Below are 21,218 nucleotides of genomic sequence, written 5' to 3' on the forward strand. Positions count from 1 at the left end.
GCTGTTCAATGAGTAGCCATGGAAACAGCAATTTTGACTATCAAACTATACGCTAATTTAGAACGTGCATTAAGCTCTGCAGCGTTCATGCTGGAAAACGAACTTAAGGATATTGATGCCACCGTCGAGGTTTCCGTAAATTCTGAAGGCTGGCTTCAGGCAAATGTTTCAGGCGAGGATGAAGTATTTGCGGCTAATTTCCTGATCGATAAATACGGCACTCCTGTTACCAAAGTAGAAAATACTATTGTCTACAAGGGCTCTATTTCTTCAATTGATGATGAAGGGATAACTGTTGATGTCGGTGTTACTGTAAAGCTCCTGCCGGAGGCTCTAAAAGCTCTTGGCGTGGGTACTGTTTCACAGATAGCATCCCGCTTTGGCTTGATCCCGCATCTCCCTGTTTCTGTCAGGATCGAAGGGCAGGATGGTGTGGTTACAGGCCGTTTTACTAAGGACCAGCTCGATCTTTTCTGGGGCTGGAAAAAAGCTGCTACTGACAGGCTTATTGTGAACTCTGTGACACGATCTGAACTGAAAAGTGCGATAAAGAAGAAGGGTCATGGTAGGGATATCTACGGCATCGAAAGGATTGGCCTGCTGGAAAATATAGTGGTCTGCCGTGAGAAAACCGATGGTCCGGGAATTGTAGCGGAAATAGGTCCTCTGGTAAAGGCAGATATAGGTGTAATAAGGGGCACTCACTAATTCATTGCATCACGAACAGGCAGTGGTCATCGCCATTGCCATGACATTCGATCTCCACAAGATTACATTGCATGTTAAGTTTCTGGTATATTATTCCCTGAAGAAGTCCTTCACCAAAAGAGCAGAGTTTTTGTCCGATGTCAGGTGCGCTTTTGCACACAAAGCAATCATCGATCTGTATTGCCAGGGGGTCATAGGATGGAACAGAAAGGTATCCGAGCTTGTGCGTCTCCCAATAATCTGCGACTTCTTCAAAAAGTCCTTCAATGTATGTGGATGTAAAATTTTCAGCGACCCTCATGCCGACATCCTGTCCGATAGTTTCCATTATTGGCCTGTGGTTGATACCCTGGGCCTCAAAGCCGCTTTGCACTGCATGAAGAATGGATGTTAGAAGTTCTCTTTCATTATCGAATGTGGTCGTAAATTTTTTCAGTGCTGCATGGTAGTGTTCCACGATGGGCTTCTGTGAGCATGCTGCATACTGGGAACACATCACATAGGTCTTCTTGCGTTTGTCCTTTGGATCGATCCTTTCTTCAAGAAGGTTATTTTGCTTAAGGTCACTCAGGTGCACGGAGATCGTGGATTTTGCTTTTCCTGTGTATTTTACGATCTCATCGAACGATCTTGAACTATCTTTCAATAGCTCCATTATCTGGAGCTTTACCGGACCCTCAATGGCAATAATGCCATCCCTGTTTGAAAATAGTGCAGTGTGACCTTCGCCTTTCATATCTATTAATTGCTTAATGGAATATATATAAGTTCGGTAGTATCCGAATGATTTTCTGGAAATCTGGTCTTTACATGATGTTTATATGCTCCTTACATTGCAATTGATGATTCTTCTGCTATTGATATTGTATTGATATTAATGTCGGTCTTTCTTTTCAATCCGATCTTTCCAGCTTTCAGGTTGCCTGTTCTTTGTATCTATGATCGACTTGTTTGACCGTTAGTTTATTTTCCTCCTACGATAGATTCAGGCAGGTCTATGAAAGCAGTAGTAGTCCCTGTCAGAGATGTGGAAAAAGTAAAAGCTGAACTTATTTCCATGGATGTTCTGGATAAAGAGAGAAAGATACGGATAGTTGAACATCCGGATGGCAAATTTGCTGAGATCCCGGTAATTTCTTATGTGGATGGATCTGATATTGATGGATTTGATGTTGTTGAACAGGAAGGGCCGGATTTCTATCGTCATGCCATGTCCCTGAAAGAGCATTTGAGTGGCCTTATACCTGAAGAACTGCTTGGCATTGTCCCCTCAGGTTGGCAGGTGCTTGGTGATATTGTGATCGTGAGCATTCCTGAAGAACTTCAAAGCTACAGGGAGGACATCGCAAGGAAGCTCCTTGATATAAACCCGAGGTGCAGGTGTGTATTGCAGGACTTTGGCATCAAAGGCACTTTCAGGGAACCCGAACGTGAGATTATCATCGGTGAGGAAACTGAGACCATCCAGAAGGAGCATGGATGTTCTTTCAAACTGGACGCTACTAAGATCATGTACTCAAAGGGCAATCTTGCTGAAAGAAAACGCATGAGCAAGCTCGGTAAGGACGAGGTTGTAGTGGATATGTTCGCGGGTATCGGTTACTTCTCGATCCCTCTTGCAGTTCATGGGAAACCCAAAAAGGTCTATTCCATTGAGCTGAATCCGCTCTCCTACAATTACCTGCTTGAGAATATAAGGCTGAACCACCTTGAAGGAATTGTTCAGGCCATTAATGGTGATTGTGGAAAGGTCACGCCTCAGGGAATTGCTGACAGGGTGATCATGGGTTATGTGGGAACCACTCATCACTATCTGGACAAGGGCATTGGAGCCATCCGAAAGGAAGGTGGAATGCTCCATTATCATGAAACCACTCCTGAAGTTCTTGTCTTTGAGCGTCCTATTCAGAGGATCAAAGATGCTGCTTCTGCTCTTGGCAGGGACGTTGAGATACGTGCATGCCATCGTATCAAGAAGTACTCTCCCGGGGTCTGGCATGTTGTGGTGGATGCTTTCATTAAATGATGGCTGATCAGCTATTATTAATGCCGTTCCAACTGATGGCAGGGGATGGAGAATAAGGAATTGTAAGAACAAGAAAAAGAAAAGTAAAAGAGAGTAAATGGTGTGTTCTTAGTTCACACCTTGATGGTACTTATGGATATATCGGAATCAATGACATAGTCAAAGTCGATTGGACCGATCCAGCACTGGGTCTCGAACATTGACTGGAAACAGACCCCGATCACGAGTGTGTTCTCAGCGTCTTCAAGAATGCTGTCCAGAGTTTCTTTCATTTCATCAACGTCAATCTTCATCTTTGGCATTGCAAGTCCTCCGAGAAGAACGATCGTGTCTGCATGATGGTCAATATCATCGCCGATCTGCATGCCGCTTGGTGTGGATACTATTGCTTTTGCCTCGTGGTGCCTGATGTCGGGAATGAAACCGACCTCAATTGGTGTATCCCTTATCACGTATGCCATAAGTTCCGCAAAAGGTGTGCAAAAACCAGCGGTTCCGATGAACATAACTCTTTTTGAATCCTTCACAATCTCTCTGAAAGATGTCAGCAGTCCGCCGATACCACTGGCGTTATTGATAACTTCCATGATTCCTCCAATAAAAAAAGAAGTATACAGCCGGAAAGGCTGTATGTGCAATTATTGAACTTATACGTTCTTGATCCCGAATGATTCGAGAAGGATGCCAGGGTTGATGCGTCCGCTTGTGAATGACTTCTTGGTTGCAAGATCGTTGATGGTGATCTTTGCAGGAGCGAACATACCGGCATCTACCTTAAAGAAGTCGAAACCTGCTTCCTTGAAGGTTGTGTAGAATGGCTTACCGAAGTCCCTGGATGTGCTGGATGGTGCCTTCTTCACGAAGTCTTCGAGCTTCTCTGCGTCTCCGTATTCAACGGTGTAGTAGGTCTCACCACAGTAGATGATACAGTCATTGGTTGAACCCATGCACTTTGTGTCATCTCCGACAATAGGTGCGATAGGTGCGACACCGAATCCGCTTTTGATGGTGTTGATGTCGAAACCGATGGATTCCAGCTTGTGGATACCTGTCTCAACGACCCTTGCGGAGATCTGTACAGAACCTGCAATTGATGAGGTTGGTGCAACTGCGATGTAAACATCCTTTGGATCGATGCTGCAGTGCTTTGCGATGTACTCAACGATCTCTTCGGTAGGGAGCTTGTCGGATTCCATAACGAGAACTGCTGCATCTGCATCGTCCTTGTAGCCGATCTCTTCATAGAGCTCTTTTGGCTTGAGTCCAAGACCCCTTGCAGGACCTGATCCCATTCCAAAGTAGTCGCCTACTGAAATTCTCCATCCTGCATACTGGGATGCCATGCATGCTACTGTTGGGTGGTCTGTAGCAACCTGGATAGCAGGTACTGCAAGGCCATCCAGATCGACCTTTGTGTATGAGATCTCTGCAAGGTCTGCAAGGCAGAGGCGTGAGAGGTACATACCTGCATCATATCCACCCTCAACATTGACACCACAGTCAATGATGGTAGCGCCGTTCTCAAGTTCCTTTGATTCGACCTTGATCTCATCTTCCCAGTCTAACATTTCATCAATGATAGCTAATCCCTTTTCGTTGACACTTATCACATTTATCACTCTATATAGTTTGGTGTCAATGATTGGGTCGGTTAGAATATGAATTTATCGGTATCTGAAAAGTGTTTGAAGGAGAATTATGGCATCGGTGTACGTGATTTCCGGAGGTGGCATGTTCTATAACTATATGCTCGGGGGTGGCGTATTACATGAAAAAGAAAGCAAAGGGTGATATGCTGTTCCAGAACCTTCTCAGCCTCTTCCATGGGCATTCCACTTTTCACAGCAAGAGCAAAGTCCTTATAATCGGAGTTGAATTAAATTTTTGTATTTCACATTCCCATTACATCAGATGGTAAATAGCCATCAACAGCATCTAAAACATTCCAAAAGGCCTTTGCGTCCCCGATATTATCAAAGAAAAACACCTTATCATTGTAAGAGGTCATAAAGAATATCACACCAAAAGCCATCTCTTGATTGTAGGGTACAGGAGCTTCTCCACCCATATGACAATACTCGATATATTCCGTAGCGGGCTCCACAAAAAGCTTTCCTTCGGGTGAATACTTTCCACCATAGCAGTAATCACAGCGTTCACTTAGGAACTTCTTGTAAGCCTCAACAGCTTCTTCAAACTTCTCATTGTCAATTCCAAAGTTCACAATCTCTATCTTCTGTTCTCTCATAACTTTACATCCCTTTTCTGAGGGTATGTAGGCTATAAGCATATATAATTATTTGAGTATTTGGATAATTATATACTATTTCATTTTATTCTATTTATTTTAAAATAGTTCGGACCTCAAGCTTCTACAAAATACAAATGCTGCTTATCCGGACAATACATATCCAACTCAATCTTCATCTTCTGAATCAGATCACAACAATACTTCGCAGCAACTCCAAAATGCTTCTTCAGTAATTTGCAGAACTCATCAGTCATGATGCCATCATACAAGCAATATCTAAGAAATAAAAATACAAAGCACAAACTCTTCTCAACTAAAACACTAAAAAAAGCATAACAAAAAAAGAAGGATGCCACACCATCCCCCTTTCATAAATCTCTTCTTCAGACTTCCCTGTGGTGCTCGGTTGCTGCTAGGAGACCAATGCCGGTTTCCGCAAAGTGTTCGGTAACCTTGTTCGTAATATCTATCAACCTTCTCTATCTGACTCTTCTTCTTCTCCTTCCTCTTCCTCATTGATCTGCTGCACATCAAACACAGGTATCTCCACTTCAGGATACCATTGCTGCAGGAATGAGAGCATGTGATACTTCATGAATACCCTTGCAGGCAGGGCGATAAATGCAATCAGGAATATGAGGAAGACCAGCTCGATCAGGATTATCGGTACAAGGATTATCCCTATGGCGAGATATGATCCGGGCAGGACTGTTGAGAGGATAAAGTAGAACAACAGGTCTGCGAACAATAGGAAAAGGCCCACTGCAATTATCACTATCAATAAAAGGATGCCTACTACGATCGCAATTCCAATCCCAAGTAGGATCCTGCCGAACCAATAGGCGAAGATCTGTTTCCAGTCTTTCCTGAACTGTCCGAAGACGTTGGCAAATGCGCGGAAAATACCGGTATCTGTGTAGATGGCAACAGGTATTGAGAGGTTGATGAATGAGCTGATGATGCTTCCGATTATTGCTACTAGCAGGATTATGCCGACCAGCAGGAATATTGTGGAAAGGATGGCCATTCCTATGGTTTCTGCAATGTTCTCTCCTGATGAAGATATCAATGGCAGTATTAAGGGGAGGGCCATGATCGCAATGATGATAAGCAGGATAATGCCGTACAATAGCCTGAATGTGAACAGTCCCAGACCTTTCCTCAGGTACTTGCGGGAGTATTCCCAGAATTTTACTTCGTTGCTTACCAGGGAGTCAACGAATACGAATTCCATTACGCTTGAGACATATGTGAAGAACAGGATCAGGGCAAATATGAAGACTATTATTGCGATTATCAGTCCCAGGTTCGGGGCGCTGGTGGGAATCAGGTCGCCAATTCCTGCGAAAGCTTCGGCGAAGCTATCGGTCGGACCTAAATCCGGGAGGGTGTAATCGTTAGACGAATATCCATCGCCACCGCCTCCTCCGCCGTTTCCGCCGTTGTAATTGCCTCCGCTACCGCCGATAAGCATAACGATGATAACGAGTTTCATCCATTTCCAGAAATCAAAAGGTTCGAACAGGCATTTCTTAGTTCTTGCATATGCCCGGTCTACGGCGTCTACGACATACCATCTCATAAAAAGAAATTGGTAATGTTGTAATAAATAATTGATGGTGCGTTATTTTGAAATTGGTGGGATCGTTGGAGTGGAGTGCTGTTTGATTTCAATGCTTGATTTTGGTTGGAGTTCATCACCGTTGATTAAAATTTGATAGTCGCAACATATATATCTCACATCCACAATATCTATTAATTACTGGAAATTGTGTGAATAAGGCGTTGAAATGAAAACAGCAAAAAAAGAATTTGAGAATCTTGTGTATCAAGGGATGAAATCCTACGGACTTGATGAACTTTCCTCTAAATTGCTTGCAATACTTTATTCTGCACCAGATCCACTAACTTTAGAAGAGCTTTCTGCAATGACCGGGTATAGTTTTTCAGCAGTTAGTGCGGAAATGAAAATGCTTAGTGGAATTAAATTAGTGGAAAAAACAAAGAAATCCGGTTCAAAAAAATTGTACTTCTCAGTTCAAAGAGATATGCTGACAATGACCATTAATGCAGTAAGATCCAAGAATGAATTCATGGTCAGTCCTGCGCTTAAAGATCTTCCTGCAATAATTGAAAGATGTAAAAATAGTAAAGCAGGGGACTCAGAAGAAACGCTCAAAATAATCGAAGATTATTATCAACAAATGATCGCATTAGATCTAATTTTAAAAAATCTTGTTGAATTTACAGAAAAGATTCGAAGTGGGGAGAATAAAGCATGAAGCAGAATACAAAACTAACATATTTGCTCTTATTAGTTTTTGCAGTTATCTTGGCAGGAACCGCTACTGCTGAATCATTTACTGCCGGGGAGATATGCGTAGAAGCACAGATACAGGAAATAAGCCCAAATCCGGTAGACATCGATGAAGAATTCACCCTGGCTATTGATCTTGAGAGCTGTGGTTCTAAAGCTCCTGAAGATATTACCTTTGAAATAATCAGCATCCCTTCGGATATCATCGTTACAGAAGATCTGGTCACTACAATTCCTAAATTATATTATAGTACAAGTGAAAGGCACCTGGTGTATCACATGAGGACAACTCCTGATGCTAATCCTGGTCCTCATATCATAAAGATGAAGTTAACATATCCAAATATAAATCTTGAAACAACAAAATATTATGATATTGAAGTGAGGGTTACAGGTGAAGATGCAGAACCAAGAATATCTTCTGTCGAGACTAATCCTGAATATATCTATGAGGGAGATACGGTTGACTTAAAATTGGGCATAGAGAACTTTGGTGAAGCTATTGCAAAATCCGTATCGGTTAGTCTGGATCATGAGTTTGAAGGGATCAAGAACTCTACCATCGGAACTCTTGACATGAATGGCACCCAAACTGCATTGTTCAAGTTCAAAGCAGACAGGTCCGGGGAGTTTGAGATACCTGTTATTATTTATTATGAAGATGATTTTGGCAAGCAAAAAGATGAATATGACATTAAGATAACCGTGCTTGACAAAAAAGGAAGTTTGAATCTTGCATCTGTGAAGGTCGCTCCTGTTCTTCCTTACATGGGTGATACTGTAGAATTGACCATGAGAGTTGAAAACTCTGGTGACAGGACAATAAATTCAATAAGGGTATATGCTGACCATCCGTTCAAAGGACTAAAAGAATCCTTTATAGGAACTCTTGATCCGAATGAAGACGGGCCTGCAGTGATCACTTTCATAGCTGATGAAGCAGGGGAATACGAGATCCCTGTGACCATAACGTATATTGATGATTTTGGAGAAGAACAGATCGAAACGAAGATCAACATTATTGTCCTGGAAAGTAATAGTGGAGCAGGAACAGTTGCAATCGTATTGATCGTCTTAGTGGTCATTGGAGGACTGATCTACAATAATTACAGAACAAAAAAGTCAAAGGATGAGATAATCAAGCAGTTAATGGAAGGCAGTGATAACTCTGCTGACAACAAAGAAGAATGAGAGGTCTCCAATATGATCAACGATATCAGGGTTGGAGCTCTCATTGCATCAAGCAGTATAAAAAGAGGGAACAAAAAAACACTAATGTTCATAGTTTTTGTTCTCTCGCTCATTTTTATGAACTTAGTGTTCCTCCCATCAATGATAGGGGGAATGATGGTTCTATTTACTGGATATATGCAGGACTACCCTTTCGGGGATGTTGTCATTGAACCATCAGGCGATAACACCTACATCAACAATGCTGATAGCGTCTTGCAGAAGGTAAGGGCTGTCGAAGGAGTAAGGGCCGCAACAAAGAGATTGGATGTGGGGGCATCGATCGAGCATAAACAGAATGTTGTGGGAGTAACTGTAACGGGTTTGCTTCCCACGGAAGAGTATGAAATTTCGCGATACCCGTATATTATCAGTGAAGGGGATTTTTTAGGGGATCTTTCCCGGGATGAGATCATCATTGGTGCTGCAATCGCAGGCACAAGTCCAGTTTTTGGAGAAATATATGATGACCTGGGTGAAGTTAGGGCAGGATCGCTTGTTGAAGTAACATACAGCAATGGCGTAAAAAGGACCTATAAGGTCAAAGGCATCATGGAAGGAACATTTGAACTTGTTGACCTTAATGCTCTGGTTCACTACAAAGAGATCGAAGATGTGTATGGTCTGGAAGGGAGCAAAGCTACCAGTGTGGTTGTGAGGGTTGACAAGCAGGGGACTGAAGAACAGGTTCAGGATAAAATCAGAGAAGCCGGGGTGAATGAGCAGGTCTTCACATGGGCTGATAAATCAGAGACCCTCATAAAGCAGGCAATGCAAAGTATGGGGGCAATAGATGCCATGTCAAAGTTTGTGAGCCTGATCGTGGGTGCAGCACTGATCCTCATCATAATCTATATCAACGTGCTTCACAGGAAAAAAGAGATAGGTATTTTAAAAGCAGTAGGCATTACCCCAAGATCAATAGTGTTGTCCTATGCGTTCCTTAGCATGTTCTATGTTTCCTTAGGGATACTTGCAGGATTGGTTTTATACCTCTCACTTATGCTTTACTTCCAGGCAAATCCGGTAATATTTTACGAAACCATGGAAATTAGGCCCGTGATAGATCCTATGCTGCTGATCCAGAGCATGGTTACCATGCTTACACTATCAGTGATAGCCGGCACACTTCCTGCATGGAGTGTATCAAAGGAGAGCATACTCAAAGCCATATGGGGTCGATAAAAAATGATCATAGTGAAAAACCTGAAAAGATATTATGGGACAGGGGAAACTGCTGTCAAGGCTCTCAGGGGTGTTTCATTTGAAATAAAGAAAGGGGAATTTGTAGCGATAGTAGGTGCGTCCGGTAGTGGAAAAACGACTCTGCTAAGGATATTGGCATTATTGGACGACGCAACAGAAGGGGAATATACCATTCGGGGATTACAGGTTTCCAGCTTGCCTGAAGCAGAAAGGAGTTATTATAGGCTGACGCAGGTTGGTTATATATTCCAGGATTATGCACTCATAAATGAAATGAGCGCTGCGGAAAATGTTTACGTGCTTTCCATGATGGAAGGAAAATCAAAAAAGGAATCTTATGAGACTGCTCTTGAAGCATTAGATAGGGTTGGTTTAAAAGGAAAACATAACAGGATTCCTGATGAATTATCTGGTGGGGAAAAGCAGAGAGTGGCAATCGCAAGAGCCATAGCAAAAAAGCCGGACATATTGTTTGCTGACGAGCCGTGTGCAAACCTGGATACTACCAACTCAAGACAGGTGCTGGATGTGTTCAAAGAGCTGAATGAAAAATATGGCCAGACAATTGTAATGGTAACACATGAATCATGGCATATTGAGTATGTTGACAGGGTGATTACCCTCGAAGATGGTATTTTAATTAGCGATGAGAGAATAAACGAAAAAGAGGTGAATAAAAAATAAATCCTAAAGAACCTCTTTCATTTTATAAAAATTTAAATTTTTGTTAATATCATTTTTTCTGGCAACCGTATGAAATATGGTTTACTTCACGAAAAGACTTATATAACATCATTACTTGGTAGGAGTGCTTTTAGAGGCAAAAACTAATTTAATAAATTATAGGTCTAGATGGTATTTCCTTAACTGTATTTACTGTTTTTTCGTATGTTTACTAGAGTCTGTTTATTATCTTTTTAAGCACTTTAAAGGAAGTGAAATATTTGTTCAACAACATGGAATCAACTGCTCCAGTAGAAGCTGGCGAAACATACGACGTAACAATTGAAGATACCGCAAGAGAAGGCGATGGAATCGCTAGAGTAAGCGGTTTTGTGATCTTTGTCCCAAGCACAAAAGTTGGCGATGAAGTAACAATCAAAGTTACCAAAGTAATGAGAAAATTCGCATTTGGCGAACTCGTTTAATTACTCTAATTAATTAAACACGTTTGGAATTTCAAGTTTTTGATCTTCCATTCTTATTTTTCTTACATTTTTATTATTTTTATCTGGACATTTTGTCCTGTTAAACATTTACTTATCAGAATCAACAAGCAAAAAGTGATCGATCATTTACTCATGAGGGAGATACAAGTATACATATGGTAACTTTTAATGATCGGACCTATAGAATCTGCTTTGTGATTCCTGTTTGATATTATTAAAAGTGTTCAATAATATTATCATTAAATTCATAGGCCTTTACTGTGCGCAATTAACTGTAAGGGTTTACCCATAAATCAGCATGATCTTTTCTTATCAGATAAGATGAGTCGGATCAATTTCCAACGAGTTTTAACTTTAACCCGAGGTATAACGTGTCATTTGATAATCTAAATTTAATATTCCCGCTTCAGCGGGCATTGTCCGAGGAAGGATATACTACACCTACTCCTATACAGCAACTATCCATACCCCATCTGTTGAATGGCAGGGATATGATAGGTATCGCTCAGACAGGTACAGGCAAGACAGCTGCATTCATATTGCCAATTCTTCATAATATGTCTGCATCCTACAAGGCGCCACGTCCGAGATTTCCACGAGTGCTCGTGCTTGCACCCACAAGGGAGCTTGCAGCACAGATCGGGGATAGTTTTGCCACGTATGGCAAATTCACCCGTTTCAAGCATACAGTGATATTCGGAGGTGTTGGTCAGACACCACAGGTAAGAGCTCTTTCAAAGGGTGTAGATTCCCTTGTAGCAACTCCTGGCAGACTCTTGGACCTGATACAGCAGGGACATGTCAACCTTTCAAATGTGGAATATTTTGTACTTGATGAAGCTGACAGGATGCTTGACATGGGCTTTCTCAATGATGTGTACAAAGTTGTTGGCATGCTGCCAAAAAAGCGTCAGTCACTTTTCTTTTCAGCTACCATGTCCCCGGAGATATCCACGCTTGCCAGAAAACTGCTAACGAATCCTGCGCATGTAGAGGTTACCCCGCAGGCAACAACTGTTGAACGCATAGACCAGTTCATCTTTTTCACGGATTCAGAGGACAAGAACGAATTACTTTTGCACTTACTAAGGGGCAAGCATCTGGAGTGTGTTCTCATATTCACACGTACAAAGCACCGTGCTAACAAGGTCACTGAGATGCTTAACAAGAACAATGTCCCTGCCGGTGCTATTCATGGCAACAAGTCCCAGACCCACCGTACAAAAACACTTCAGAGCTTCAAGTCCGGACAACTGCGTGTACTGGTTGCAACAGACATAGCTGCCCGTGGAATCGATATCGAGGACATATCACATGTAATAAACTATGACCTGCCGAATATCCCTGAGAGCTATGTGCACCGTATAGGACGTACAGCAAGAGCAGGAGCTGACGGAACAGCATACTCTTTCTGCGCAGCCGATGAGCGTGACTTCCTTCGTGATATCGAAGAACTCACCAATATGGAGATCGAGGTCGCTGAACACAATTATCATTCTGAAAAGGCGAAGAATGCCACCGGTGATGCAGCAAAGCCAGCTCCAAAACAACAGAGGGGACGAAAGGGAAGTACCGGAGCTAAAGGCAGAGGCAGAGGCAAAAAGGGAGAAGGTAAAGCTAAAAAAGGAGATAGCAAAGCTAAAAAAGGAAATGTCAAGGCTAAAAAGGTAGAAAGCAAAGCTGGGCGATCAGAAAATCCCAATAGAGGCCAGGGTAGGAATCAGACAAAGAAAAAGTCTGGTCAAAACCCAAATAGAAGCTCTGGTCGGAATTCAGGTAAGCCCAGAAACCAGCAGTAATTGAGCATTTTCTTTCGTCAGGTCCATGAATCAATTCATGGGCCGAAACTGCTATTATTTGCTACTGACCTTACACCCGCCTAATACCAAAGGCTTCGGCTTTATCTGAAAAATGAAAGTGATCTAAATGAAGCGTATCATTCAGTTCGCCATAATTCTTGCTATATGCTTTATGGGTGATCTCATCCATAATTTCTTTAATCTTTCCATTCCTGGAAGTGTGCTGGGAATGCTGCTATTACTGGCCCTTTTACTAACTGGTATCCTCAAGCTATCCATGATAGAAGATGTAAGCAACTTCCTGCTGAAGCATCTTTCATTTTTTTTCATACCGGCGGCTGTGGGGCTGATTACCTGTTTCTCCATACTTGAAGGAAAATGGACTGCCCTGTTGTTCATATCCGTAGTCTCGACCATCATCATTGTAGTAGTGACCGGCATAACAGTACAGATTCTGATGAAAAGGAGGCAATCCTTTGAGTGAACTTATTTCTTCTCTGGTGAGATCTCCGATCTTTGGCATAGGGATATCTCTATTAACATTCTATGCAGGTAGCTTGCTCTACAAGAAGACAGGTTCTCCCCTACTAAACCCTCTTGTGCTGAGCATGCTGGTGATAATGGCTTTTCTACTAAGCTTTCATATCACCTTTGATGATTACAACAGGGGAGGACAGTTCATATCTTTCTTCCTTGGGCCTGCTACGGTCATCCTGGCTGTGCCTCTGTATAAGAAAATTAGTATTTTTAAGGAGAATGTCATTCCAATTCTTGTAGGGATAATTGTAGGCTCGACAGCAGGTATTGTGAGCATAATCGTCATGTGCAAGATGTTCGGGCTTGATCATCTACTAAGCATCTCCATGATTCCCAAATCTGTTACAACGCCCATCGGAATCGAGATATCGAACCAGCTTGGTGGTATACCATCCATAACTGTTGCAGGCATCATCTTCACAGGAATAGCAGGCATTCTGCTGGGTCCTCTGATCTGCAAGTTGTTCAGAATAGAAGACAAGGTAGCGATCGGAATTGCCATAGGAACCTCGTCCCATGCCCTCGGCACGACCAAGGCAGTTGAGATGGGAGAGGCCGAGGGAGCCATGAGTGGGCTTGCGATAGGCATTGCCGGATTGGTGACGGTGTTCCTTGCTCCGATACTGGCTAAGATCCTGCTGTGAAATAAGTTAGTAGCTTTCCAATAATTCCAGCAATAATAATTGCTATTACTTCCCTGGTCGGATCCGTTTTTTATGGGCATGGCATGAACTCTGACTTCGGCATTGGATCGATAATAATATTCCCTATCCTCTACGGCATCATAGGACTTATCTTAGGTATCATCATGGCAGCCATATACAATTTTGTAGCTGGTATCACAGGTGGTTTGGAGATTGAGGTCGAGAACGATTAATGATCAATATTGCTAACAAAATACAAATGCTGTCTACTAAAGCAGTTGCATTCGAGCTAATATTAATCAACTGGATGTATTTTCGAAATTTGTTGGTATACTAAACCCGAAGGTACTTCCTTTTCCAACTTCACTTTCTACCCAAACCTCACCACCATGCATCTCTACAAAATATTTCACAAGAGCAAGACCTAGGCCTGTGCCACTATATTCCTTTGAGAGTGATGAATCCACCTGACTAAAAGGATTGAACAGTTTCTCCTGATCATTTGATGAGATGCCTAAACCGGTGTCTTCTACAAAAATAGAGGTCTGCTCATTCGATGTGTTCACTCCTATTGTCACAGATCCTCCCTTATCGGTAAACTTAATAGCATTGTTTACAAGGTTATAGAGAATCTGCCTGAATTTTACTGAGTCCGCCACTATTAGGGGATTTTCGATATTGAAACTACATTTCAGTTCGATGTCCTTCTTTTTTGCAAGAGGCACCATTGTCGCTTTTATTTCATTGATGACGTCGTGAATAGCAAACTTTTCAGGGAAAAGTTCCATCTTACCAGCTTCGATCTTTGATAGATCCAGCATATCATTGATCAGTTCTAAAAGATGCTTACCACTTTTATTAACATTATGTAGATAGCGTTTCTGAATTTCATTCAAGGCACCAAAGTCCTCACTACAAAGTATATCCGAGAATCCGATGATTGAATTGAGAGGGGTTCTTAGTTCATGGCTCATATTTGTGAGAAATTCCGATTTGGCCCAGTTAGCAGCCTCCGCAGCAAGTTTGGAATTGAGCATTGCTTCTTCTGCTTTCTTGCGGTCGGTTATATTTCTGACAACGGCTAGAATTGCAGGACTTCCTTTGTATTCGATTGGACGAATATTAAGTTCAATTGGTACTAAAGAACCGTCTTTGCATCTGCACATAGTTTCGACAATTCCGCCTCCCTGATTCAATTTTCCAAACATTTGCTCATGTAATTTTTCTCTAAATTCCGGGGGTGTTATATCCATTCCCGTCATTTGTAGTAATTCATCCTTTTGATATCCCAAATCATCACAAGTAATCTGGTTTACTTCCAAAAAACGTCCTTCAAGATCATAGATAAGAATTCCATCGTTTACGGAATTAAAAATAGTTTCAAAAAGTTTCTCCATTTATTCCCACCAGCACATAAGACTAAAACAAATTTCCAATAAAGTATCTATATCAGTAAATATATAGATTTCCTAAAAGCGCTCTGTAGAAATCCTCTTTCCTAAATTCGAACTTTAAAATATTTCACGCTTTTACAAAATACAAGTGCTGTCTATCGTGCTTTGCATTACATGAAGCAATTGAAAACGTTTTGCAGTTTAAGATCAGACCTTAGAGGGTAAATATACCAAAAGTCCATTCGATTGGAATAGTTCGATTTATGGTAATCTATCGGGAGTGTCATTTTCACGTAGTAAATTAAGAAGAAGGAAATCCCAAGATTAAAAAGAGTTTGATCAACTACGATCTTTAATTGTGGAGGTAATGATACTATGACAGAAGAAAATAATCAAGATCTAGGGCTGAATTGGAGGACGGGCGAATATACGATTCCGATACACCTGTGACTGACAAGGATAGGAAAGCAGCACAGGCTTTGTGGGATGAGCTTACAGGGGACCAGGAATAAGGCCACAATGATCCAAGGGGACAACGACCACATCACCGTGTGGGTAAAAATAGGCATACCTAGGTAATACTCAATGCTGCAAAATACTACAAAAAAACAAATACTCAAAAAAGAAGGATGCCACACCATCCTCCTTCCATCAATCGCTTCTTCAGGATTCCCTGTGGTGCTCGGTTGCTGACAGCAGGTCAATGCCGGCGTCAGTGAGCCTGTAGATGTCTTCTTTGATCACTACGATATTGGCATTTTTCAGGAAATCCATGTGATACTTGAAGGCGTTATCGTCAACCTCTACCTCTTTCTTGAGTTGTTCTTCCGGTTTCCCGAAAACTCCTATGGCGCCGACCATCTTCCTTCTTATGGGGTGGGATGCGGCTTTGTCAAGCATTTCATGCTCTTTCTTTACCCTTTCTCCTTCTGAAGGTTTCTGCATTATCAGATCATCAAGTTCATCGTAATCGTCTTCCATTTACTTTTCACCTCTTCAGTTGAGCGAAGGTATCTATAATGATTAATCATTTATAACACTATCGTTTTCGTTTTGATCAAATATTTGATTTGTGTGTCACTTTTCGTGAGTCACTTATTTGGTTTGCTGACCAAAAGCCTGAATATATCTGTAAAGGTCATGTTCCTGTCTTCTACGATCGTCGCTCCGCCTTTTTCTATATTGCCACGTGTGTTGCGATTCACATTAAAGCCAAAAAGCCCGTATGTTATCGGGTTCATAAGGTCCTGCATAAAAGCTATCAGGCGGTTTTTGGTGCGGATATGCTCCAGGTTGATGATCTTCCCGTCGGGTTTACACACTCTCACACATTCTTCCACGCCTTTCACCGGGTCAGGGATCGAGCAAAGCACAAAGGTCATCACAACAGAATCGAATACGTTGTCCTTGAAAGCAAGATGCTGGGCGTCCATCAGTATCAGATCCACATCAACACCTGTCGCTCTTTTTTTTGATTTTGCTGCCATTCCCGGGGAGAGGTCGATGGCAACCATACTCACGCTTTCGTCTTTGGGATAGTAGCTGAAGTTCTTTCCGGTTCCGAAGCCGACTTCGAGGCACCTGCCTTCAACCTTTGAGAATACCTTACCTCTCCATTTTTTAAAGACGAGCCATTCCATTATGCTTTCAAAAAGGTCATAAACATGTGAGTAGCGGTTATATCGATGAAGTACTTCTTTTGTTTCTGCCACCTGATCCCCATATAAATTCTGCTCATATGGTATATTTAGTTTCTTCTTTTAATTTATTAGGAGTTTGACATGAGTTTATTGGGGGTTGGAACTTTTATTTTCAGGCTCTCTTACAAAGTTCTCTCACAAAAGATATTTTATCCATCAGCACTAACCCTTCTTAGGGAGGGTAGCATATGAAGTGGGCATTAACTGCAATTCTGGTATTTCTTGTATCTCTTGTAATATTATCTTCAGGCTGTGTGTCTTCAGATACAGATGATGGTAGCGATGGGACCTATGGGGATGAAGTTGAAACCCTTGAGTATCAGGGAGTGGAGCTAACTCCTATCAGTGAGCAGAGGAACAACGCCATAAAAGGAACTCAGCGGATAAATGATGACACATACCTGCTAAGGATCGGCGGTATGGTGGACAACCCCAGATCTTTCACCTATGGTCAGGTCACTTCATACCCGAACGTTTCAAAGGTAGTGATCCTTGATTGTGTCGAAGGCTGGGGCTTTACGGCAAAATGGACAGGTGTTCCTGTAAAGTTACTTCTTGATGAAGCAGGTGTGCAGGACGGGGCTACCACTGTGATATTCTATTCCGAAGATGGCTATTCAACGGCTCTTGATCTGGACTATCTTGTTGACAACAACATCATCCTTGGGTATAAACTGAATGATGTGACACTTCCACAGGATCGGGGTTTCCCATTCCAGCTTGTGGCAGAAGGCAAGTACGGTTACAAATGGGCAAAATGGATAACCGGCATCGAGGTCACAGATGAACCTTATGAAGGGTACTGGGAGACAAGGGGCTACAACAATAATGCCGATGTCGGCGGTCCACGCTTTGGCTGAGGCTTAACAGCATTTTTCTTTTAGTCCTTTGAGTAGATCGTGTATTCCACGATCAGCAAAAATAGCGGGAACAAAGTGCATAACACGATCTGAGTATCTGTTCCAATCACTTCGACATCACTGATCATATTCAGTGATCTGAATATCAGGAAAATTATTGCTCCCAGTGTAACGCTCTGGAGGATGCCAAAGATCCAGAAGATATTCTTGTTTTCCATTTGTGATACCTCACATATTTATTTTTGTTCTTTTGTTCCTTAACGTTTTCTGCATAAACAGGTTTCCAATAATTGTCCTGTTTTTGGTAAATGCTTAAATTAATGACCAAAAAATAAGAGTGAGATAACCAAAATTATTATATCTTATGCAGTAATATTTTTTGATTGTTTTCGGAAGTGGGTAAGAGAGCTATGGAACAAACAAAGAAACTGAAACTATCGTTGGTATGCATTTCAGCCATCTTCTTCTTTATGGTATTATTTTATGGATTGATAATATCCGGTTTGTCTGATCGATTTGCTTCATCTGATGGTGCATATTTGTGGCTGGGACTAACACTTTTATTAGGTACTATTTCATTTAGTGGATCAGTTTTCTTCTTATCTGAGATCAGGAAAGACTCTGATCAATGGTATTGGGGAATGCCTTTTTTAATAACACTGCTTACAATAATACTGACAAGTTTCTCATTATTATTTTATGTGACTCCTCCATCAATAGATCCTGTTGAGCCTGTAGGATTCATTCACATAATTTCATTAATATTACTGGCTCCAGTTTCAATACCATTTTTCTTTTCATTTCAGGAATGTTCAGACACGAGATACCTTTCGGGCGTGTTAGCAGGATTTATAAGCATTTTTGCATTTGTTGATTTGTATTTTATCATAAAAGACGTTTTTTTGGAACCCGTAACATCTTCAAATGCTCTGACAGCTGGATTTATTTTCTTTCTTATTGGAGCTTCCATGGTTGGATTCTGCTTTGTATTGATCGCTATAAAATTTCACAGGAACAATGGCACACCAACATCGGACCAAAATGAAAAGGGGAGTGTGAATTAAAATGATAAAGATCGGTAGGCAGGAGAAATACCTGCTAATTTTTACAGGGGTGCTGATATGTGTTATGATCTTAGCATCGGCAGGGCTCGAGATCGCAAAGCAAAATGAGAATGAAGCTGGAGCTGAGCTTCTGATCGAAGGAACTGATGATGTACCTGCTAACAGCAACGTATCAATAGCAGAATCCAGTGACGACACCCTTAATACCAGCTCCATCACAGAGAACGAGCAAAGCACTGAACCATTGGCTGAGCAGGTTAGTGATAATTCTGGTAAAATTACGGTCGGGATCAGTGCTTTGCTCGAATATGTGACTCCTGAAGAGATGAGCAATCGGTCCGATGTGATCCTTATAGGTACGGTAAAGGAGATCCTGCCATGCAAATGGAATACTGTCGATGGGGAAAGGCCAACCGATGATATCTATGATCTGGGACGGAATGATCTCATCTATACTGATGTAGTGGTAAGTGTGGATCAGTATCTCAAAAATCCATTGTCTGAAAAGGAAGTCATCGTTAGAACACAAGGTGGGGGCGATGGTTATGTCATCATGGATGTGGAGGATGAACCTTCTTTTGCGTCCGGAGAAAAGGTGTTGCTTTACCTGACAAACGACACATACTCGCCTACCAAGGATTTTGGTCCAGAACACTTTGTGGTCACTGGTGTTTCACAGGGTAAATTCACACTAACGGATGATGGAAGAGCTACCCAAATCGGTGAATCACTTTCTCTGGATGAGCTTCTGGATACGATCTGATCTATGCAACAATAACCGGATGAGATTATGCCTACATCACATATACACCCATTCATCTGGGGAGCAATGACGTTTATTCTCGCTATCCCGATTACGTATTTCATGTTCAATGAAATAAAATGGAAATTCGCTTTATGTACTGCCATCGGTACGATGATTGGAGCATTCATAGGGAGCTTGCTCTGATAGGCGGATGCCTGAGGTGGAATATGCAAAGAAGAGTGCGATATGCGCAAACATTGAGTATCTCTGATTATTTATCGATAGAAATTTATGACTATGAGGAAGAACTCCTTGTGTTTAGTATTGCAGTTGCTTAAGATTATGAAAGTTTTATGGTGATCAAGCTATCACAAAATACAACTTCAGTCTACTAAAGCAATTACATTCGAGCTAGAAACAATCACAAAAAAAGATGTGGACGCTGAGGAGGAGATTCGAACTCCTGCAGCGCGTTAGCACTACCGGTTTTCAAGACCGGCGCCGTAGTCCACTTGGCTACCTCAGCAAACGAATGGTTCCTAAATAGTGTTTTCAGGTATAATACTTTTGCTCCGACATCGTGATATCGGGCCTCCAGAAAAGAATGTGAAGAGGTTTACTCTTCACTTTCTGTGATCTCTTCCTCAGCTTCTGCTTCTTCGACAGGTGCTGGGGTTTCAACTGGGTAGGTTTCAACGTAGCTTACTTCGTCAAGACCGACATATTCTATAAGTTCATTTGCAACTCTTCCCTTTGCCATGAGCCAGCGCTGGTTGAATGAAAGCATTGCAGGTACTTGAATAGCTGCTTTGTTGTCATTGACCTCTACTTCAAGGTCTGGTACTCCGGTGTAGAGTGCAAGGAGGCCTTTTACCTTCTCAGTAACGTCTTCGATCTTCTCATTGATGGTGTAATCGTAGGTAACTTCCTTTCCTGCAAGTGGGTGGTTGAAGTCAACACGTACTCTGCGTCCGATGACCTTTGTGACGGTACCTCTCTTGTTGTCGATCTCGATGTTCATGCCAGGGTGTGCTTTCTGGTCCTTGAACTTTGTAAGGGAAATGTTCTCAACAAGTTTAGGGTCATGTTCGCCAAAACCATCCTCTGGTGCGATAACAACGTTACCGTTGTATCCAACTTCCTTGCCTGCAAGATCAGCATCAAGACCTGCAATGGTGTGTCCTGCGCCGACGATCACTACGTCGCCACCGTACATGCCGCGTGGGTTGTAGATCTCGTTCTCTTTTGCAAGATCTTCATTGGTTGTATCAAAGATCTGGTCTTCGTCGAACTTTCCGGTGTATGACAGTTTAATAACGTCTCCTTTTTCTATTGCCACTATAATCAACTCGATTAAATTTGTAAGTATTTAGTTAATATCCAAGCGTTTGATTTATGTAAGGAATTTCTTCTGGCTATACTCTTTTGCCTTTAATAAGTTTTTGGGATAATTTCCGGATGATGCTATTCAAGAAATGGATTTAAGTTTTAGCTGAACACACTCTTTGAAAAAAATTCGTTATTTTTCCTGTGTTCTTTTGGTTAACTCTATAATTACCAGTGTCGGC

At 41.8% G+C, this 21,218-nt stretch carries 24 protein-coding genes and 1 tRNA gene; 14 read left to right on the top strand and 11 right to left on the bottom strand.

Annotated elements, in window-relative coordinates:
• The first annotated feature begins 18 nt into the window (after positions 1-18).
• Entirely contained in the window at positions 19-708 is a 690-nt protein-coding gene (locus BMX02_RS07615; protein WP_091690088.1) for a DUF2110 family protein, read from the top strand.
• A 1-nt stretch (position 709) separates the two neighbouring features.
• On the opposite strand, the gene BMX02_RS07620 is transcribed toward BMX02_RS07615, so the two are convergent.
• Entirely contained in the window at positions 710-1,444 is a 735-nt protein-coding gene (locus tag BMX02_RS07620) for a transcriptional factor MsvR (protein WP_091690089.1), read from the bottom strand.
• Positions 1,445-1,705: 261 nt separating this feature from the next.
• Between BMX02_RS07620 and BMX02_RS07625 the strand changes: the two genes are divergently transcribed.
• Positions 1,706-2,734 (top strand): class I SAM-dependent methyltransferase, encoded by a 1,029-nt coding sequence (locus tag BMX02_RS07625; protein WP_091690090.1) that lies wholly within the window; start codon positions 1,706-1,708, stop codon positions 2,732-2,734.
• Positions 2,735-2,847: 113 nt separating this feature from the next.
• On the opposite strand, the gene BMX02_RS07630 is transcribed toward BMX02_RS07625, so the two are convergent.
• From BMX02_RS07630 to BMX02_RS07650, 4 genes are all read right to left on the bottom strand, one after another.
• On the bottom strand, positions 2,848-3,321 hold the full coding sequence (locus BMX02_RS07630) for a DUF2124 domain-containing protein (RefSeq protein ID WP_091690091.1): 474 nt from the start codon (positions 3,319-3,321) through the stop codon (positions 2,848-2,850).
• Positions 3,322-3,381: 60 nt separating this feature from the next.
• Positions 3,382-4,344, bottom strand: coding sequence for a methenyltetrahydromethanopterin cyclohydrolase (gene mch / locus BMX02_RS07635; protein ID WP_091690092.1), 963 nt, complete (start codon positions 4,342-4,344; stop codon positions 3,382-3,384).
• A 281-nt stretch (positions 4,345-4,625) separates the two neighbouring features.
• On the bottom strand, positions 4,626-4,982 hold the full coding sequence (locus BMX02_RS07640) for a hypothetical protein (RefSeq protein ID WP_091690093.1): 357 nt from the start codon (positions 4,980-4,982) through the stop codon (positions 4,626-4,628).
• A 472-nt stretch (positions 4,983-5,454) separates the two neighbouring features.
• Positions 5,455-6,567: a DUF7544 domain-containing protein gene (locus BMX02_RS07650; RefSeq protein WP_135643952.1), complete on the bottom strand. Its 1,113-nt coding sequence runs from the start codon at positions 6,565-6,567 to the stop codon at positions 5,455-5,457.
• A 208-nt stretch (positions 6,568-6,775) separates the two neighbouring features.
• Here BMX02_RS07650 and BMX02_RS07655 point away from each other — a divergent pair, with 208 nt between their 5' ends.
• From BMX02_RS07655 to BMX02_RS11895, 9 genes are all read left to right on the top strand, one after another.
• Positions 6,776-7,267 (top strand): GbsR/MarR family transcriptional regulator, encoded by a 492-nt coding sequence (locus BMX02_RS07655; RefSeq protein WP_091690096.1) that lies wholly within the window; start codon positions 6,776-6,778, stop codon positions 7,265-7,267.
• On the top strand, positions 7,264-8,493 hold the full coding sequence (locus BMX02_RS07660) for a COG1361 S-layer family protein (protein ID WP_091690097.1): 1,230 nt from the start codon (positions 7,264-7,266) through the stop codon (positions 8,491-8,493). The genes BMX02_RS07655 and BMX02_RS07660 overlap by 4 nt, the downstream gene beginning before the upstream one ends.
• Before the next feature lie 12 nt (positions 8,494-8,505).
• The gene (locus BMX02_RS07665) at positions 8,506-9,717 is read left to right on the top strand and encodes an ABC transporter permease (RefSeq protein WP_091690098.1); all 1,212 of its coding nucleotides are present in this window, start codon (positions 8,506-8,508) and stop codon (positions 9,715-9,717) included.
• Between the two features lie 3 nt (positions 9,718-9,720).
• The gene (locus tag BMX02_RS07670) at positions 9,721-10,422 is read left to right on the top strand and encodes an ABC transporter ATP-binding protein (protein WP_091690099.1); all 702 of its coding nucleotides are present in this window, start codon (positions 9,721-9,723) and stop codon (positions 10,420-10,422) included.
• Positions 10,423-10,694: 272 nt separating this feature from the next.
• Positions 10,695-10,886 (top strand): TRAM domain-containing RNA chaperone, encoded by a 192-nt coding sequence (locus BMX02_RS07675; protein ID WP_048194214.1) that lies wholly within the window; start codon positions 10,695-10,697, stop codon positions 10,884-10,886.
• A gap of 392 nt (positions 10,887-11,278) precedes the next feature.
• Positions 11,279-12,706: a DEAD/DEAH box helicase gene (locus BMX02_RS07680; RefSeq protein ID WP_091690100.1), complete on the top strand. Its 1,428-nt coding sequence runs from the start codon at positions 11,279-11,281 to the stop codon at positions 12,704-12,706.
• A gap of 127 nt (positions 12,707-12,833) precedes the next feature.
• Positions 12,834-13,190, top strand: a complete 357-nt coding sequence (locus BMX02_RS07685; protein ID WP_091690101.1) for a CidA/LrgA family protein — start codon at positions 12,834-12,836, stop codon at positions 13,188-13,190.
• Positions 13,183-13,887 carry an LrgB family protein gene (locus tag BMX02_RS07690; protein ID WP_210409158.1) on the top strand — a complete coding sequence of 235 codons (705 nt, stop codon included), beginning with the start codon at positions 13,183-13,185 and terminating at the stop codon, positions 13,885-13,887. Before BMX02_RS07685 ends, BMX02_RS07690 begins: the two co-directional genes overlap by 8 nt.
• Positions 13,888-13,970: 83 nt before the next feature.
• Complete coding sequence (locus BMX02_RS11895; RefSeq protein WP_167879260.1) at positions 13,971-14,120, top strand: DUF3566 domain-containing protein; 150 nt, start codon at positions 13,971-13,973, stop codon at positions 14,118-14,120.
• 66 nt (positions 14,121-14,186) lie between these two features.
• Here the strand turns inward: BMX02_RS11895 and BMX02_RS07695 are convergent, their stop codons facing one another.
• The 3 genes from BMX02_RS07695 to BMX02_RS07705 all read right to left on the bottom strand — a co-directional run bounded on the left by BMX02_RS07695 (position 14,187) and on the right by BMX02_RS07705 (position 16,993).
• Positions 14,187-15,284: a sensor histidine kinase gene (locus BMX02_RS07695; protein WP_091690102.1), complete on the bottom strand. Its 1,098-nt coding sequence runs from the start codon at positions 15,282-15,284 to the stop codon at positions 14,187-14,189.
• 660 nt (positions 15,285-15,944) lie between these two features.
• Positions 15,945-16,262 carry a hypothetical protein gene (locus BMX02_RS07700; protein WP_091690103.1) on the bottom strand — a complete coding sequence of 106 codons (318 nt, stop codon included), beginning with the start codon at positions 16,260-16,262 and terminating at the stop codon, positions 15,945-15,947.
• A 110-nt stretch (positions 16,263-16,372) separates the two neighbouring features.
• On the bottom strand, positions 16,373-16,993 hold the full coding sequence (locus BMX02_RS07705) for a class I SAM-dependent methyltransferase (protein ID WP_091690104.1): 621 nt from the start codon (positions 16,991-16,993) through the stop codon (positions 16,373-16,375).
• A gap of 176 nt (positions 16,994-17,169) precedes the next feature.
• On the opposite strand from BMX02_RS07705, the gene BMX02_RS07710 reads away from it, so the two are divergent.
• Positions 17,170-17,841 (top strand): molybdopterin-dependent oxidoreductase, encoded by a 672-nt coding sequence (locus BMX02_RS07710; RefSeq protein ID WP_091690105.1) that lies wholly within the window; start codon positions 17,170-17,172, stop codon positions 17,839-17,841.
• 20 nt (positions 17,842-17,861) lie between these two features.
• Here BMX02_RS07710 and BMX02_RS07715 read toward each other — a convergent pair whose 3' ends face one another.
• Complete coding sequence (locus tag BMX02_RS07715) at positions 17,862-18,059, bottom strand: hypothetical protein (protein ID WP_091690106.1); 198 nt, start codon at positions 18,057-18,059, stop codon at positions 17,862-17,864.
• A 192-nt stretch (positions 18,060-18,251) separates the two neighbouring features.
• On the opposite strand from BMX02_RS07715, the gene BMX02_RS07720 reads away from it, so the two are divergent.
• Together BMX02_RS07720 and BMX02_RS12140 are read left to right on the top strand one after the other, a co-directional pair.
• Positions 18,252-18,905 carry a hypothetical protein gene (locus BMX02_RS07720; protein ID WP_091690107.1) on the top strand — a complete coding sequence of 218 codons (654 nt, stop codon included), beginning with the start codon at positions 18,252-18,254 and terminating at the stop codon, positions 18,903-18,905.
• Between the two features lies 1 nt (position 18,906).
• Positions 18,907-19,668, top strand: coding sequence for a hypothetical protein (locus BMX02_RS12140; protein ID WP_244624944.1), 762 nt, complete (start codon positions 18,907-18,909; stop codon positions 19,666-19,668).
• 422 nt (positions 19,669-20,090) lie between these two features.
• Here BMX02_RS12140 and BMX02_RS07730 read toward each other — a convergent pair.
• Positions 20,091-20,176, bottom strand: a tRNA-Ser gene (locus BMX02_RS07730).
• A gap of 90 nt (positions 20,177-20,266) precedes the next feature.
• The gene (locus tag BMX02_RS07735) at positions 20,267-20,989 is read right to left on the bottom strand and encodes a peptidylprolyl isomerase (protein WP_091690108.1); all 723 of its coding nucleotides are present in this window, start codon (positions 20,987-20,989) and stop codon (positions 20,267-20,269) included.
• Positions 20,990-21,218: the final 229 nt, after the last annotated feature.

It is taken from the genome of Methanococcoides vulcani, from assembly GCF_900111645.1.
Taxonomy (GTDB): domain Archaea; phylum Halobacteriota; class Methanosarcinia; order Methanosarcinales; family Methanosarcinaceae; genus Methanococcoides; species Methanococcoides vulcani.

Coding starts and splice junctions, on each gene's coding strand:
- BMX02_RS07715 (WP_091690106.1), bottom strand. CDS start 18,059: ATGGAAAACAAGAATATCTTCTGGATCTTTGGCATCCTCCAGAGCGTT.
- BMX02_RS07660 (WP_091690097.1), top strand. CDS start 7,264: ATGAAGCAGAATACAAAACTAACATATTTGCTCTTATTAGTTTTTGCA.
- BMX02_RS07625 (WP_091690090.1), top strand. CDS start 1,706: ATGAAAGCAGTAGTAGTCCCTGTCAGAGATGTGGAAAAAGTAAAAGCT.
- BMX02_RS11895 (WP_167879260.1), top strand. CDS start 13,971: ATGAACTCTGACTTCGGCATTGGATCGATAATAATATTCCCTATCCTC.
- BMX02_RS07675 (WP_048194214.1), top strand. CDS start 10,695: ATGGAATCAACTGCTCCAGTAGAAGCTGGCGAAACATACGACGTAACA.
- BMX02_RS07650 (WP_135643952.1), bottom strand. CDS start 6,567: ATGAGATGGTATGTCGTAGACGCCGTAGACCGGGCATATGCAAGAACT.
- BMX02_RS07710 (WP_091690105.1), top strand. CDS start 17,170: ATGAAGTGGGCATTAACTGCAATTCTGGTATTTCTTGTATCTCTTGTA.
- BMX02_RS07700 (WP_091690103.1), bottom strand. CDS start 16,262: ATGGAAGACGATTACGATGAACTTGATGATCTGATAATGCAGAAACCT.
- BMX02_RS07620 (WP_091690089.1), bottom strand. CDS start 1,444: ATGAAAGGCGAAGGTCACACTGCACTATTTTCAAACAGGGATGGCATT.
- BMX02_RS07695 (WP_091690102.1), bottom strand. CDS start 15,284: ATGGAGAAACTTTTTGAAACTATTTTTAATTCCGTAAACGATGGAATT.
- BMX02_RS07670 (WP_091690099.1), top strand. CDS start 9,721: ATGATCATAGTGAAAAACCTGAAAAGATATTATGGGACAGGGGAAACT.
- BMX02_RS07720 (WP_091690107.1), top strand. CDS start 18,252: ATGGAACAAACAAAGAAACTGAAACTATCGTTGGTATGCATTTCAGCC.
- BMX02_RS12140 (WP_244624944.1), top strand. CDS start 18,907: ATGATAAAGATCGGTAGGCAGGAGAAATACCTGCTAATTTTTACAGGG.
- BMX02_RS07615 (WP_091690088.1), top strand. CDS start 19: ATGGAAACAGCAATTTTGACTATCAAACTATACGCTAATTTAGAACGT.
- BMX02_RS07640 (WP_091690093.1), bottom strand. CDS start 4,982: ATGAGAGAACAGAAGATAGAGATTGTGAACTTTGGAATTGACAATGAG.
- BMX02_RS07655 (WP_091690096.1), top strand. CDS start 6,776: ATGAAAACAGCAAAAAAAGAATTTGAGAATCTTGTGTATCAAGGGATG.
- BMX02_RS07665 (WP_091690098.1), top strand. CDS start 8,506: ATGATCAACGATATCAGGGTTGGAGCTCTCATTGCATCAAGCAGTATA.
- BMX02_RS07685 (WP_091690101.1), top strand. CDS start 12,834: ATGAAGCGTATCATTCAGTTCGCCATAATTCTTGCTATATGCTTTATG.
- BMX02_RS07630 (WP_091690091.1), bottom strand. CDS start 3,321: ATGGAAGTTATCAATAACGCCAGTGGTATCGGCGGACTGCTGACATCT.